Below are 14,520 nucleotides of genomic sequence, written 5' to 3' on the forward strand. Positions count from 1 at the left end.
ACGAACATGACAAAACGAACAATATGGAAATTATTATGGCGACATTATCGCACGTTACTTTTGAGTGTGATTGGAATTCAGATTTTGGTGGGGATTCGTGAAGGTATCACGGTTTTAGAGTATCGCTTGATTCCCCGCGGTGGGTTTACTTTTGCCAGCGTTAGCGGCTGGCGGTTAGCGGCGGCCGCGCTGATCTTTTTTGCGGTGGGGTTAGCCGTCTTTTTGATGGACACCAGTACCCATTTTAATCAGTACCTCTTTAGTTTACCGGTTGCCCGCCGAAAGATTTTTCGCGTGAAAATGGGCTTGATCGCGGCAAGTTTGGTCAGTGGCTACCTATTAATGGAAGTTGCTTACGGGCTAGTCATTAATAACCGCTTAGCAAAGTATCACGCCTACTGGGACTGGTCGGTGGCGTGGAAGTTAGAGCTCGTGCAGCTCAGTATGTTGTTAGCACTTAGTTTACTGGGGATGACTTTTGGGTTGTGGCTCGGGCACTTACTGGCGGGGGTTATTTTTGGAACCGGCTTTGCGTGCAGCTTAGTCTTTGCGTACGACGCTTTAAATCGGCTAGTTGCGGCCGCGTTGGGCGTTTCCGTTAATCAAGCGCGCTGGTTAGAGTCAATTGATGCGCGGTACTGGCCGGGGCTGGTGCTAGCGGTTGGCTTACTTTGGTTAGTTAGTGTGGGACTTTATGGCCTAGATGCGTGGGCTTTTGACCACCTGTCGCTCGAAAATGACCAGGAATTCTTCCGGTTTCCTAGTTTGCGGCCGGTAGCGCTGTGGTTTTCAATCATCTATTTAATGATCACGATTAGTTGTTCTCAATTCGGGCTGGGCCTCCTCCAGTTGCTGACCAATCAGTATTACGAAGTGATGCCACTTTCACTCGGGATTGTGATGGCCGTTTTGGTCGGTTACGGGACTTGGGGCCTTGGTCGCTGGTTCCTGTACCGGCCGGACCATTTTCGGCGGGCGTGGACCATGAAAAAAATAAGTTAAAACCGTACCCAAAACGGGCCTGCTTAGTTGAAACTGAGCAGGCCCGTTTATTTGGCGGCAATTCTAAGATATGGAAAAACTTTAACGAATTTTGTCTAAACGCTTAGCGACAGTCTTGATATTTAGCAAGTCCCAATCAACTAAGTTGTGTGAAATTGAGTTATGACCCCAAGTACCGCAACCCAACGTCAGGGATGGCGCCACGTTGTCGTACTTATAGCCAATTGCGCCTTGTGAAGCTGGCACGTTGATCAAGGCCCGGCAAGCAGTCATTTCGAGTGCAAAGGCGTTCATGACATCCTTGTCAGTTGTGTGGAGAACGGCCGTGTGCCCAAGACCGCCTAGTGAAAGGCTCCGCTTCATTAAGTTAAAACCGGCCTGCGTATCCTTCGCGTGGACGACGGCTAAAACGGGGGAGAGCTTTTCACGGGAAAGCACCTGATCACCACCAATATCCGGTAACTCAACGGCGAGGACCTTGGTGTCGACGGGAACGTCAAAACCGGCCCACTGGGCGATTTGCCAAGCGGATTGACCCGCAACTTTCGGGTCGACGGCCTGCTTGTCGCGGTTCATAACGGTGCTTTCGAGGGCGTTGAATTGATCAGCTTGGACGAAGTAAACGCCGTTTGAGCGCAAGGCTTGCTTAACTTGGTCATAAAGTTCGTCCGCAACGATTAAATTAGATTCAGATGCGCAAATCATCCCGTGATCGAACGCTTTGGACGTGATCACGTCGCTGACGGCTTGCTTAACGTTAGCTGTTTTCTCAATGAAACACGGGACGTTTCCGGGGCCAACGCCTAGTGCTGGTTTCCCGGTTGAATAAGCGGCTTGAACCATACTAGAACCACCAGTTGCAATTACGGTAGCAACCCCTTTGTGGTTCATGAGGGTGTTGGTGGCATCGAGACTAGGCTGGTGAATCCATTGAATCCAATCCCTCGGAGCACCGGCAGCTACGGCCGCGTCACGGATGATCCGGCCAGTTTCAACACAACACTTCTGAGCAAAGGGGTGGAACCCGAAAATGATGGGATTGCGTGTCTTTAAAGCTAACATCGCGTTGAAAATCACGGTTGACGTTGGGTTGGTGACGGGGGTGACCCCGGCGATGATTCCAACCGGTTCCGCAACTTTGGTAATCCCGCTTACCGGGTCGTCGCTAATAATGCCAACCGTTTTATCGTCCTTGATGTAGCGATAAATTTGTTTGGCAGCGAAGTCGTTTTTGACGACCTTATCCCGATAATTGCCCCGGCCAGTTTCCTCAACGGCCATCGCAGCTAACATCCCACGAGCAGCGTGGGCGGCGTGCGCCATGGCCGTTACGGCCCGGTCAATTTGGTCCTGATTCATTACTTCTAAGTGGTTAGCGGCCAACGAGGCGTTTAACACGAGCCGATCAATTGATTGTTGAACTTCAGCGTGTGCGTCAATTTCTTTCAACATTGAATGGTTCCTCCTAAGCAATTCAGACTTGTCTTCTCTTTCACAAGTCTTATTATAATCATCTCTTCACAAATGTAAACAGGCAGTTGTTAAATGTAAATTTAATTAATATTTAGCTGATAATGCCGGCTTAATCGTCTTAATAGGTGTAAATAACTGCAAGCGTTTCCAAATGGTGATTTTAGCTGACTAGTAATATAATTCACAAGTGGTCATCTAACGCTGACACTTAGGAAAAATTAACGTGGATATAATTTTTTTAATAAACACTAACAGACCTATCAACGGCAATGAAAAGGCTTACATCTAAAAAGCCGATGATTTCGGCAATTAAGCGGGTTAAGTTGCCTAATTAAATATCGCAAATCAGTTATCACTCATAAGTAAAGTGTGCTAAAATGAATGTGATTCAAAAATCGTATCTCTTAATTAACCTAGGAGGGTTATTTTTATGTCATTTGTAAATGCTGTTGATATGACACGCGACGCATACAAGAACCATTACGCTATTGGTGCGTTCAACACGAACAACCTTGAATGGACTCGTTGCATCTTAAAGGGTGCGCAAGACACTAACACCCCTGTTATTATCCAAGTTTCAATGGGCGCTGCTAAGTACATGGGCGGTTACAAGCTCGTTAAGGACTTAGTTGCCGATGAAATGGAAAGCATGAACATTACTGTTCCTGTTGTAATGCACTTAGACCATGGTAACTACGAAGCTGCCAAGGAATGTATCGAAGTTGGTTACTCATCAGTTATGTTTGATGGCCACGACTTACCATTTGCTGAAAACTTAGAAAAGACTAAGGAAATCGTTAAGTTGGCTCACGCTAAGGGCATCTCTGTTGAAGCCGAAGTTGGTTCAATCGGTGGTGAAGAAGACGGTATCATCGGTGAAGGTGAATTAGCATCTGTTGAAGAAGCTAAGACTTTAGCTGACACTGGTATCGACATCTTAGCTGCTGGGATTGGTAACATCCACGGTAAGTACCCAGAAAACTGGACTGGCTTACACTTCGATCGTTTACAAGAAATCTCAGACGCCGTTAAGATGCCATTGGTACTTCACGGTGGTTCTGGTATTCCTAAGGACCAAATCGTTAAAGCTGTTAAGGCTGGTATTAGCAAGGTTAACGTTAACACTGAAAACCAAATTGCCTTTGCTAACGCTACTCGTGCCTACATCGAATCTGGCGCAGACCAAATCGGTAAGGGCTACGACCCTCGTAAGTTATTAGCACCTGGTAAGAAGGCCATCGTTGACGTGATTACTTCACGGATCGGCTGGTTCGAAACTCCATCTGTTAAATAATTGATTTTTGACTCAACTAAAAGCCGACCCCGCGGGGTCGGCTTTTTTTAGTGGAATATATCAATTGGTGTTGAGATTGTCGCCAGCAGCGGGTGTAACCGGTTGGCTGGAACACTGCGGGCATCGATTTGAGCTCACGCAGAAAACCACTGCGCAATCTCAAATTCGAGCCTTATTCTAAGCCGGAAGCAACCCACTTCCGACTAAGAATAATTTCGCAGTTGAGCCATGGTTACACCCGCTACTGGCTAGATTTGCCTGAATACAAGGTTACGCGGTGTATTTCAGTCAGTTTCAATTGATGAGGCTGGCTCTGCGGAACGTTTACTAAACTAAGCGCAAATTTACCCACTATTCTGGCAGTTACAGTGAATTTATTAAAAATTCAACTGACTAGCTTTTAGTAGATCAACATTACATATCAAAGCATTTTTTTAAGTGGCTATGCAATTGATAAATCGTGATTTCTAGTGCTACTACCTAAATTTGCGTTAACCGCCGTTCATCATAGAAGCTTAAAACGATAAACATCAAAATGTATAAGAATAGCGGAATCCAGGCGTAGTTTAAGGTGATCATGTGTTGGGTCGCTAAATTTTGAGTCTGGTTGGCGACGTAGCCGGATAGATGGAACAGTCCGGCGGTCACCAAACCGCCCAAGCCTAAGCCAACGTTAACCCCGAAGTCGTTGGTGGAAGCCAGAATACCCTCCGCCTGAATACCGAGGGCGGTGCCGTAGCGAATCGTGTCGGCAATCATAATTGAAACGAGACCGACAATTAAGCCGTTACCGATTGAATTGATAAGGGTGCCACCGAAAACTAAGCCTAACTGGTTTAGCGTAGTGCCGAGGCCTAGAATAACCTGGCCCACGATGGCGGTAGCGATTCCCGTGAGCATGGTTTTCTTTTTACCGTGGGATTTGGCTAGCCGGACAATCAGAATGACCCCAATGAGCGACGTAAACGTAAAGCCATTAACGACTGGCACGAGGTCTTCGCGTTGTAATAAGTACTTAAAGTAGTAAATCGTAGTTTGGTTCTTAATGGCAATCGTCAGCCAGTACAAAAGAATCACGATGGACAGAATGAACCACGGTTGGTTTTGTTTTAACATTCCCCAAACCGCACCCAGTGATTGGTGCGGTTTTTCGGGTTGGCTAAAACGTTCCTTTACTTGGAAAAAAGTGTTTAAAATTAAGATTAATGAAATAACGCTAAACAAAACGATGGTCAGTAAAAATCCTTGGCGTTGGTCACCACGCCCGAAAAACGCGACGAGCGGTAAGGTGAAGACGGCAACGATGATTTGTACACCACTCCCGCAGAATTGCCGGATAACTCCCAGTAAGGTTAGTTCCTGATCATTTTGTGACAAGGCCGGCAAAATGGACGTAATCGGCAGGTTGACGGCCGTGTAGAAAAAGCCGAGCCCTAAGTAGGTAACGTAAGCCCAGATCAGCTTACCAGTAGCGTCGAAGTCGGGCGTTACGAAGGTTAGGACCGCAAATAGCGCGTAGGGGAGGGCGTACCAGAGAAAGAATGGCCGACTCTTCCCAAACCGCGAGTGGGTGTGGTCAATCATCACCCCAAGAATCAAACTTTCAACAACGTCCGCAATCCGGGCGACGATGAATAGAAGCGCGGCGGCGCTGGCGGACAGGCCGTAAACGTCGGTGTAGAAAAAGAGTAAGTACGTGGTCATCATTTGAAAGACCAGGTTATCCGCGGCATCACTTAGGCCGTAGCTAATTCGCTCGGGCCAGGCGGTTTGCCAAGGTTGTTTCAACGTTATCACCTCGAAAAAGTTTTAGACGACTTAATTTTACACTAATTAAGCTAATGTTAATAATAATTGACATGAACGCGGTGAAAAAGGGCGCTCAGACGCACCCCTGATCAATGTGCGGATGGTGAGCAGCGGTCTGCCGGTAAGCGGTTGGGCTAAGACCCTTCCAGGCTTGAAAGTTCCGGTTGAAAGTTTTGCGACTGGAAAAGCCACAGCGTAACGCAATCACTTCAACGGGTTGGTCGCTCGCTAACAGTAGCTGGTCAGCGCGCATTAGGCGTACCCGCCGGATGTAGCGGTTCACGGAGACTTGTAGGCTGGCTTTGAATTGTTGGTGGAGGGTGGTTAGCGACACGTGAAATTCGGTGGCTAAACTTTGGCCACTCAACGGTTCGGCGTAGCGCTGGTTGATGGCGGTCATCACGTTATTGACCAGTGATTGGTTGGCAGTCACGACGGTCGTAGCGGCCGCGTTAGTGGTAAACGCCGTTCCCAGTAAGACAATTGCGGCATAGAAGTGGCTTAAAACCGTTAGACGGCGTAAATCGTCGGGGGCGGTTTGGAGGCCCTTTTGAATGGCCAGCAGGTGGTCAATTAGTTGGACTCTGGCGGCGGACTGTCCCGGGGCGTTTAAATCAAGATGCCAGTGAGTGCTGGCGGAGACCGCCTGCGTTAGCCAAGCGTCGTCAATAATCAGGCCGAACTCGTTCCAGCGGACTTGTTCGGCGCCACGAGCACTGTGGATGATTCGACGGTTAACCGCCCAGACGTCGCCGGGGTGGTAAGTGTGTGGATGGCCATCCGTGACGAAGGTGAGGGCTTCACCGGCCACTAAGTAGTTGAGCTCGATACCTTGATGCCAGTGAGGCTGAACGGTGATCGTCGTTAGTGGGTCGTGTTGATAAAATTTAAAGGGCAGGCGTGGTAAAACGGCCACCGGTTCGTGAACAATTGTCATTAAGTAACCTCATTTTATTTCGAATTGTGCGGCTGCGTGATTCGAATTGTGCGGCTGCGTGATTAGGACACGCACGGACGCACAATCCGTGGTATATTGGATGATAAATAACTGAAAGCGGTTTAGATTCATTGTAACCGTCTTTGGGGACGAAGGGAACTCAAGCGTATGTCAATCAAACTAATTGCAATCGACGTTGATCAGACGTTGTTGAATTCGAACGGCCAAGTCTTACCTAGCACGGTGAAGGCGGTTCAAGCCGCGTTAGCCGCTAATATCAAGGTCGTCCTTTGTAGCGGTCGGCCGCTAGCCGGGGTTCGCCCCTACTTGACTCAGCTGGGAATTAGTGGCGCCGACCAGTACGTCATTACGTTTAACGGTGCGGTTACGGAAAGTGTCGCGGGCACCATTTTAGCGCAATCGTTAATTAATAATCCACTGTACCGGGAACTCACCGCCTTTTCGAAGGCGCAACGCGTGCCGCTCAACGTCCTAGATTGGCAGAGCGTAATCTATACGGCGGATCGCGACGTAAACTGGGTGATGGTTCAGCAAGCTTGGGAAAACCACGCCGGACTATTGATTCGGGAGCCGGACGAGTTACCGACCGATTTTCAAATTGCGAAGGCGGTCTTTACCGGTGAGGGCGCCCAACTAGACGCGGCAGAACCCCGCATCCGGGCTAGCTTTGGTAACGACCTGTACATTGTTCGCGCCTCGACACATTTTCTTGAGATTATGAACGCGCGGGTCAATAAGGGCCAGGCATTGGCCGACTTAGCGCACCACTTGGGGTTCGCGCCTGAGGACGTTTTAGCGATTGGTGATGAACAAAACGACCTGCCAATGTTTAAAGTGGCCGGAACCGCAATCGCCATGGGTAACGGCGGCGCGGCAGCTAAACGGGCGGCCGATGCGGTTACTGGGACCAACGACGCTGACGGGGTGGCGCAAGCCATTGAAAAGTGGGCGCTGCAAGCTAACTAAGTAACGCCAGTATGACTTAAAAACCAAAAGCAGTGCGACGATGACAAAAGTCACGGTCGCACTGCTTTTTAAATAATTATTTAATTCGATTTGGGTGCGGTTGTACCTAGCTTGGTGAGGGCTGGAATTAAGCCCAAACTATCGAGCGTTTGGTTTGGTAAAACAACCGTGTTGGCTTGGCCGTCTGCAAGCGCCTTAACGGCTTCCGTATTTTGAAAAATGAAGTAATTTTCGGACGACTGGCTCAGCGCCGTGTTTAAGGTCTGGGTGCGGTAAGCGTCGGCATCCGCCTCCGTTTTAACGGCCGTGGCCTTCGCCTTAGCACTATTAACGAGGGCCTCGTTTTGCGCCTTGTTCGTCGCTAGCAGGGCGCGGTTATTGGCTTCGTTTTCCAAGGTGATTGACTTACTTTTCCCCTCGGCGGTCGCAATGGTTGCGTCCCGTTCCCGGGTAGCTTGTAAGAGGCGGTTCATGGACGCCTGAATGTCAGCGGACGGATTAACCGAATCGATGTTGACCCGGTCAACGTTTAACCCGTAGCCGGCCGTCACGGAAGAGATTTCCTTGAAGAGGGCCGCGTTGATGACCTGCGTTCCGTTAAGTACTTCGTTCAATTCCTTATTCCCAATAATGCCCCGTAAGGAAGCCCGGGTATCTTGAATCATACTCCGGACGGAATCTTCGTTTTTGAAAACAAAATCTTCAATGTTGGTCACGTGGTATTTGAGTGAAATCTTGACCGAAATTTCGGCGTTATCTTTAGTGATAACGACTTGTTGGTCCAGATCAACTGGCGTTTGGGCGGTGTTGACTAGAATGACGTGCGAGATGAACGGTTTGATGAAGTGTAGCCCTGATCCAAGCACCCCGTCAAATTTCCCTAACGTTAAAACAACGCCCTGATTGGGTTGGGTGATGATTCGGATGGATGCGAATAGCACTAAAATGATGAATAAAACGATGAATACACTAATAATGATACTAAGCATAGCTTGACTCCCCCCTTAAGCTGGTCCCCCAACTTTTTTCACGCTTAAACCGTGGGCGGTTGCCGCGGTAATTTCGACGGTATCCCCCACAGTTAGCGGGACTTCGGCCTGCAGGTGATAAAAGATACCATAAAATTGAACCCCGTCCGTTAAATCAGTTGTTTGAAGCTTGAATTGGCGGCCAATTAAACGTTGATCTAAATAGCCTTCTTGCATGTGGAAGCCCCCTTTGTCTGCGTTACTTAAATTATATGCTGTTTGGTTAGGGATTGGTAGGGGGAAATGTGTGGGGACGAGCTGGGCCTGCGGTTAGCTACGTCGCCAGCATCATGCCAAGCTCGCGTTACTGCAGGATAGTCGAAACGTGTTCAGCCAAGCTGACGCCTGCGCCTACTACGCTAAGGACACGATACCAAAGCCCGGCATCATGCCAAGCCCGTGTTACTGCAAGCTAGTCGAAACGTGTTCAGTCGAGCAGGTCCTGCGGTTAGCTACGCCACCAGCATCATGCCAAGTTCGCGTTACTGCAAGCTAGTCGAAACGTGTTCAGCCAAGCTGCCCTCTGCGCTTGCTACGCTAAGGCGCCATCGCATAACCCGCGATAACGCCTTAGCTAGGCAATGCTCAAGGGCAACCCGCTTGGCTTCACACTCTGCACAAAAAAACCTCCGTACAATATACGAAGGTCAAAAGGAGTAGGTCAACATATGACGGGGAATCATATGTTGAGACTTGGTGGGTGTTTATTCATATAAGCGGGGGGACGTTCACATGCCACCCACCAAGCTGTCAAAGCATCTGCCTTGACTGATTTCATTACTTTGGAGGAGTAAATGAAAAGAATGTTAATTATTATCTAGCAATCTCGGAGGGGGATCCTTGATTGCTATGGTTATATAATATCAGCAAAATGTGAAGAAAGTGTGGCGATGGTCTTTCAAAATTAAGAATTCTTAGTTTTGAGATTAAAATACTTGTTTTGCGGTGGCGTACAAATCATTTTTTTAAATGAATTGAGTAATTTTGGGCCGTAACTGGTATTTTTAGCCACAGCGCGTATCATGAGAAGTATAACTGATGCTATTTTATTGGAGATGTTTAGATGAATGAACAAGCTTGTACCACCATTTTAGTCGGTAAGAAGGCCACCGTGGATGGTTCCACCATCATTGCCCGCAATGACGATACCTTTATGCCGGTCACCCCGCAAAAATTTATTGTGCACCCCGCCGTTCATGGGCGCAGTGAAACCCTAACGTCGGGTCAAAACGGATTCAGCGCACCGCTACCAGCGGATGGTTATCGCTACCAATCCGTTCCGAATATTGAAGTTGCTGAAAAGGGCGTCTTCCCGGAAAACGGTTTTAACGAAAAAAACGTGGGGGTTTCCGCAACCGAAAGTGTTTATGGTAATGAACACACGTTAGCGTTCGACCCATTCGTTAAAAACGGCCTCGCCGAAGATAGCTTGCCAACGATGGTGACCCCCTTTATTGATTCGGCCCGTGATGGAGTGGTCTATTTAGGAAAGTTAATTGCAAAGTACGGTTCGCCAGAAGGTAACGGTGTTCTGTTTAATGATAAAAATGACGTGTGGTATATGGAAATTGTCACGGGTCATCACTGGGTTGCGCAACGGATTCCAGACGACGCCTACGCGGTTGCCGCCAACCAAGTTGCTATTCAGTGGGTCGATTTTGACGATCCGGATAACTTTATGTGGTCGGATGGGATTCAAGCCTTCGTTGAACGCCACCATCTAAATCCAGATAAGCAGGGCTTTAATTTCCGGCACATTTTTGGAACCGATACGGAAAAGGATCGCCACTACAATACGCCGCGGGTATGGTACGGTCAGCACTACTTTAACCCGGAAATTGAACAGGATCCGCAGTCGAGTGAATTGCCGTTTATTTGCCACGCCGCCAAAAAGATTTCCGTTGCTGACGTTGAATACGTTCTGGGTTCGCACTACAACGAAACGAAGTATGATCCGTTCTTAAATACACCGGAGGCTAAAAAGTTCCGGCCAATTTCGATGAACCGGACCCAAAATTCACACGTTATGCAAGTTCGTAACGACGTGCCCGAAGAACAGAGCGCGATTATGTGGATGACTTTTGGGATGCCCGCGTTCGCGCCGTACTTACCATTCCACGCGAACATTAGTGAAACGGATGCCAGTTTTGCGAATACCCCGCTAACTTTTGACATCAAGAGTGCTTACTGGTTGTACCGGACGGTGTCGATGATGGTGGAGACGCACTATGCTGACTTTGTGCAGGACGACATTGATTATTTAAAGGAATGCCGGACGGAGTTGATGCAGTTCGTTGCTGAGACGGATGCTGCTGCGGTTAAACTCTCCGGTGCCGAATTAACGGCTTACTTAACGGCCCAGGACAAGCAAATGGTTGCCCAAATGCGCACTAAGGCGCAAGCGTTTATTGGGCGGTTGATTACGAAGGGCTTGTCGCTTTCGAAATTGACGTACAACGTTGACATTAACCTTTAGATTACCGCATTAATGGTCAAAAACGGTATAATAAAGGTACCAATCCAAGGGAGCTGAGAGTATGGCTGAAAACGTTCTATTCAACCCGGGCGATGCCATTGCGGAATCGCACGACTATAATGAAGCACTTCGAAGCGCGGATATTTACAATGCAAAGCAGGGTCGCAAGCGCGGCATTTTGATTGCGCGGCCCTTAGAGGAGGACCATGGTTATTCCGTTTTTTACGCGGATGATTTAATTGCGGCGGACGGGCCGAAGCCGGCGACGTCTGCGAAGCAGTATCAGATTGAAAAGCGGTTGGGGAAGAAGTAAGAGTGTGAGGGCCAGCGGGTTGATGCTGAGCACTACCTAGCTAAGGGCATGATGCCGGGCTTTGGTATTGTGCCCTTAGCGTAGTAGGCGCAGGCATCAGCTGGCCCGAACACGTTTCGGCTATAAAGCAGGCGCAGGCATCAGTTGGTCTGGAGCACGTTTCGACGATAATTATTTAAAAACCTAAATAAGACGGCGACTTTTGTCGCGGTCTTATTTTTTTAGCTGGTTAATTTCCCAGTGAATATAAATTGTCACCTGCAATATTGATAACGGGTGACAATTAAATTATAATGGAAACTATTCTAATTTAAAGGGGTGCGTCTAGTGACAGCACGCAATGTTTTAAAACCACTCGTGCGGGCCGCAATGGTGACCGCACTAATTATTATTTTGGGACTCTTTCCGGGAATCCCCGTTGGAATTATTCCGGTCCCCATCGTTTTACAGAACATGGGGATTATTCTCGCTGGTGAGTTACTGGGGCGCCGGTACGGCACGCTTGCGGTTGGTGTCTTTTTGGCGTTAGCCGCGGTGGGGTTACCGGTCCTTTCCGGTGGTCGTGGCGGAGCCGCCGTCTTCGTTGGGCCGACTGGAGGCTACCTGTTCGGCTGGTTGCTAGTACCGTTACTGCTGGGCAGTTTACTCTACCACTTACCCGTTCAGCCGACGCGCCATTGGTGGTGGGAGTTGTTGATTGTCTGGAGCGTTGGCATCTTCTTCGTGGACCTCGTTGGGGCTGGCTGGCTGGCGATTCAGGCTCACTTAGCTTTCTCGACGGCCCTCATTTCGAACGTGGCGTTTTTACCGGGCGACTTGCTCAAGGCGACGTTCGCGGTCTTCTTGTCGCGGCGGATTCGTAAAATTGTCCACTTGGAGGCTGGGGGTGCCAACCAGTGAGCACGACCAAACAACGGGTGTTAAAAATACTCATAACGCACCCCCAGCAATGGTGTTCGGGGGATGCGTTAGCACGTGAACTGGCGGTGAGCCGTGAAAGCATTTCGAAGGCGGTGGCCCGGCTGCGTCGAAATGGGCATCAAATTGAAAGCCGCACGAAGCGTGGCTACCGCTATCTTCAGGGCACCCAATTAGACGCGGACGCCATTCAGATGCTAGCGCCAGCGTTTCCCGGCACCGTCACGGCCGTACCAACGACTGCCTCAACGCAGTGGTTAGCCAAGCAAGCGCTGCGAGCGACTGGTACCGTTCAAGCGGCCGCCTTTTTGGCGGATGAACAAACGGCGGGTTATGGTCGGCGGGGGCGCGCGTTTTATTCGCCCAAAAATACCGGCCTATATTTAAGCCTGGTTTTGCCGAATCCAGACGTAGACTTGCGGCAGAGTGGCCTGCTTACAACCGGGGTGGCCGTCAACGTGGTTCGCGTTCTTCAGCGCTTTTATCCCGGAGTTGACTTTGGCTTGAAGTGGGTTAACGATATCGAAGTGGCACACCACAAAGTTGGGGGCATCATCACGGAAGCTGATGTGGAGGTCGAGGCGGACGCCGTGACGGCGTTTGTCGTTGGGATTGGGTTAAACCTCACAACCACCAACTTTCCGGATGAATTGGCATCTCAGGCGGCGGCAATTGCCCCGACCCACGTCGTTGACCGTAACCAATTAGCTGCGGCGCTACTGACTCAGTTGGTGGCGGCTTACCAGCGGTTTCCCGATGAAACCGACCTGGCGGCGTACCGCCGCCAATCGGTGATTCTAGGACGGCCGGTCCAGTTACAAACTGGGCAACGCACCGTTAGTGGCATTGCGCGGACGATTGATGACCAGGGGGCGTTGGTGCTGGAACACCCCGATGGCACGTGCCACCACTACTTGAGTGGTGAAGTCGTACGGGTACACCCAGCTAATTGAAAATAAAAGACACCAACCGGGATTATGATTTTGATCATAGTCCCGGTTGGCGTCTTTAAATGGTGCGCGTGGGCACCAGCCAGAAATCAGAGATTACCAGCGTTTTTTAACCGTTTTTCTAATAGGTAAGCGTCCATATAACCGAACGATAATTCGACGACTTGTTTTAACTCAATCATGGTACCAAGCCGGTTGACCCGGTTATCAGCATCGACGTTGTAGAAGATAAAGTGACCGTTTGTCAGTTGGCCGGGATAACCCGTCATAGCTGGAATCATTGGATTTTCAGTCGTTAAATGAACGAGGTTGTTGAAAGTGGCCGCCTTGCGTAAGATGCTCTCGAAGAGGTCGGTCGTACCGTCAAACAAACGCTCGTTATTGAGGACGGGTTGGACGTTTAATTCAAACTGCTTATTCAGCTCGATAAAGCCCCGCATCGTCTGCAAATAATCGGAATCGGTCGTGACCGATTCAATCAGTGACCGGCGACAAAGGGTGTAGCCTCCAAACTGACCAGTCATATCAATTAAGTTAATCAAAACGCTATCTGCGTTTAAGGTATTGATAAAGCCAACGAAAAACATGCCGGATCCGTCCGCTGACCGGAGCGCAATCAATTGGTGCGTTTCCCGCGCAGTTGCGAGGGCGGAGCGCATGGCTTTGGGACTCGTCAGCCGGACCGCTGGATGGTGGTCGTGCGCCGTTTTAACGAAGGCGGTTTCCAACATCAGTTCAGTTCCCCGGAACTCTAAGACCTGGATGTCCGTTAGAGGAAGCTGTTGACTACCGCGGTGATGGAAGTTAAATTTATCAAACGTTTTGAACGTAAACGCCTGCTCAGTCACGTTTTGAACCTGGCCTTCCAGGTAATTATCCATACTGCTAAGCACTAATAGGATGACTTGTTGAGACGTTTGGGCCCGCGTTAAAATTTGTGGTAACGCATCCTGATCGGCGGCTAACGTAATTGGTGCGTGCGGTACCGCGCTTAAGCCGTCACTGACGGCGTTTTCCAAACGAAAGGCCATGTTGTCGAGGTCCTCACTCATCGTTTCCACTTCATCAATGACGCCGTAGCGCATAAACACGGCGCCGTCCTGTAAGCCCGCGTCGTCATAAGTGTTAATGACGACGCCGTCGGGTGCCAGACTATCAATATAGCCGGTATAAACGACCTCGGTATTGGCTTGATAAAGATTGATGAGCTGGTTTTGTTGCACGGCAAGTTGTAAATCTTCAAAAATTGAACTCATCTGGTCTAACCCCCTTCATATTAGTTCATCATAGCACTTTTTGGGGTGGGGTTGCTTGATTATGTCGCGGGTGGTTA

At 49.3% G+C, this 14,520-nt stretch carries 13 protein-coding genes; 7 read left to right on the forward strand and 6 right to left on the reverse strand.

Annotation, left to right across the window (positions count from 1 at the left end):
• Window positions 1-6: 6 nt before the first annotated feature.
• Complete coding sequence (locus FFM79_RS08155; RefSeq protein WP_137642981.1) at window positions 7-1,002, forward strand: acetoin ABC transporter permease; 996 nt, start codon at window positions 7-9, stop codon at window positions 1,000-1,002.
• 81 nt (window positions 1,003-1,083) lie between these two features.
• Here the strand turns inward: FFM79_RS08155 and FFM79_RS08160 are convergent, their stop codons facing one another.
• Window positions 1,084-2,454, reverse strand: coding sequence for an aldehyde dehydrogenase family protein (locus FFM79_RS08160; RefSeq protein ID WP_137642982.1), 1,371 nt, complete (start codon window positions 2,452-2,454; stop codon window positions 1,084-1,086).
• Window positions 2,455-2,905: 451 nt separating this feature from the next.
• Here FFM79_RS08160 and fba point away from each other — a divergent pair, with 451 nt between their 5' ends.
• A complete protein-coding gene (gene fba / locus FFM79_RS08165) occupies window positions 2,906-3,769 on the forward strand; it encodes a class II fructose-1,6-bisphosphate aldolase (RefSeq protein WP_137642983.1) in 864 nt (287 codons plus the stop codon).
• A gap of 480 nt (window positions 3,770-4,249) precedes the next feature.
• On the opposite strand, the gene FFM79_RS08170 is transcribed toward fba, so the two are convergent.
• Window positions 4,250-5,557, reverse strand: coding sequence for an MFS transporter (locus FFM79_RS08170; RefSeq protein WP_137642984.1), 1,308 nt, complete (start codon window positions 5,555-5,557; stop codon window positions 4,250-4,252).
• 94 nt (window positions 5,558-5,651) lie between these two features.
• Window positions 5,652-6,515 carry an AraC family transcriptional regulator gene (locus FFM79_RS08175; RefSeq protein ID WP_137642985.1) on the reverse strand — a complete coding sequence of 288 codons (864 nt, stop codon included), beginning with the start codon at window positions 6,513-6,515 and terminating at the stop codon, window positions 5,652-5,654.
• Window positions 6,516-6,683: 168 nt separating this feature from the next.
• Here FFM79_RS08175 and FFM79_RS08180 point away from each other — a divergent pair, with 168 nt between their 5' ends.
• Entirely contained in the window at window positions 6,684-7,502 is an 819-nt protein-coding gene (locus tag FFM79_RS08180; protein WP_137642986.1) for a Cof-type HAD-IIB family hydrolase, read from the forward strand.
• 80 nt (window positions 7,503-7,582) lie between these two features.
• Here the strand turns inward: FFM79_RS08180 and FFM79_RS08185 are convergent, their stop codons facing one another.
• Together FFM79_RS08185 and FFM79_RS08190 are read right to left on the reverse strand one after the other, a co-directional pair.
• The gene (locus FFM79_RS08185) at window positions 7,583-8,491 is read right to left on the reverse strand and encodes an SPFH domain-containing protein (RefSeq protein ID WP_137642987.1); all 909 of its coding nucleotides are present in this window, start codon (window positions 8,489-8,491) and stop codon (window positions 7,583-7,585) included.
• 15 nt (window positions 8,492-8,506) lie between these two features.
• Complete coding sequence (locus FFM79_RS08190; protein WP_137642988.1) at window positions 8,507-8,707, reverse strand: hypothetical protein; 201 nt, start codon at window positions 8,705-8,707, stop codon at window positions 8,507-8,509.
• A gap of 886 nt (window positions 8,708-9,593) precedes the next feature.
• On the opposite strand from FFM79_RS08190, the gene FFM79_RS08195 reads away from it, so the two are divergent.
• From FFM79_RS08195 to FFM79_RS08210, 4 genes are all read left to right on the forward strand, one after another.
• Entirely contained in the window at window positions 9,594-11,006 is a 1,413-nt protein-coding gene (locus FFM79_RS08195; RefSeq protein WP_137642989.1) for a C69 family dipeptidase, read from the forward strand.
• Between the two features lie 61 nt (window positions 11,007-11,067).
• Window positions 11,068-11,319, forward strand: a complete 252-nt coding sequence (locus FFM79_RS08200) for a hypothetical protein (RefSeq protein ID WP_137642990.1) — start codon at window positions 11,068-11,070, stop codon at window positions 11,317-11,319.
• Window positions 11,320-11,646: 327 nt separating this feature from the next.
• Window positions 11,647-12,219: a biotin transporter BioY gene (locus FFM79_RS08205; RefSeq protein ID WP_137642991.1), complete on the forward strand. Its 573-nt coding sequence runs from the start codon at window positions 11,647-11,649 to the stop codon at window positions 12,217-12,219.
• Entirely contained in the window at window positions 12,216-13,190 is a 975-nt protein-coding gene (locus FFM79_RS08210) for a biotin--[acetyl-CoA-carboxylase] ligase (protein WP_137642992.1), read from the forward strand. The genes FFM79_RS08205 and FFM79_RS08210 overlap by 4 nt, the downstream gene beginning before the upstream one ends.
• 86 nt (window positions 13,191-13,276) lie before the next feature.
• Here FFM79_RS08210 and FFM79_RS08215 read toward each other — a convergent pair whose 3' ends face one another.
• Complete coding sequence (locus FFM79_RS08215) at window positions 13,277-14,443, reverse strand: hypothetical protein (protein WP_137642993.1); 1,167 nt, start codon at window positions 14,441-14,443, stop codon at window positions 13,277-13,279.
• Between the last annotated feature and the right edge of the window lie 77 nt (window positions 14,444-14,520).

The organism is Lactiplantibacillus modestisalitolerans, from assembly GCF_005405425.1.
Classification (GTDB): domain Bacteria; phylum Bacillota; class Bacilli; order Lactobacillales; family Lactobacillaceae; genus Lactiplantibacillus; species Lactiplantibacillus modestisalitolerans.

Coding starts and splice junctions, on each gene's coding strand:
- FFM79_RS08215 (WP_137642993.1), bottom strand. CDS start 14,443: ATGAGTTCAATTTTTGAAGATTTACAACTTGCCGTGCAACAAAACCAG.
- FFM79_RS08190 (WP_137642988.1), bottom strand. CDS start 8,707: ATGCAAGAAGGCTATTTAGATCAACGTTTAATTGGCCGCCAATTCAAG.
- FFM79_RS08155 (WP_137642981.1), top strand. CDS start 7: ATGACAAAACGAACAATATGGAAATTATTATGGCGACATTATCGCACG.
- FFM79_RS08160 (WP_137642982.1), bottom strand. CDS start 2,454: ATGTTGAAAGAAATTGACGCACACGCTGAAGTTCAACAATCAATTGAT.
- fba (WP_137642983.1), top strand. CDS start 2,906: ATGTCATTTGTAAATGCTGTTGATATGACACGCGACGCATACAAGAAC.
- FFM79_RS08200 (WP_137642990.1), top strand. CDS start 11,068: ATGGCTGAAAACGTTCTATTCAACCCGGGCGATGCCATTGCGGAATCG.
- FFM79_RS08175 (WP_137642985.1), bottom strand. CDS start 6,515: ATGACAATTGTTCACGAACCGGTGGCCGTTTTACCACGCCTGCCCTTT.
- FFM79_RS08185 (WP_137642987.1), bottom strand. CDS start 8,491: ATGCTTAGTATCATTATTAGTGTATTCATCGTTTTATTCATCATTTTA.
- FFM79_RS08195 (WP_137642989.1), top strand. CDS start 9,594: ATGAATGAACAAGCTTGTACCACCATTTTAGTCGGTAAGAAGGCCACC.
- FFM79_RS08180 (WP_137642986.1), top strand. CDS start 6,684: ATGTCAATCAAACTAATTGCAATCGACGTTGATCAGACGTTGTTGAAT.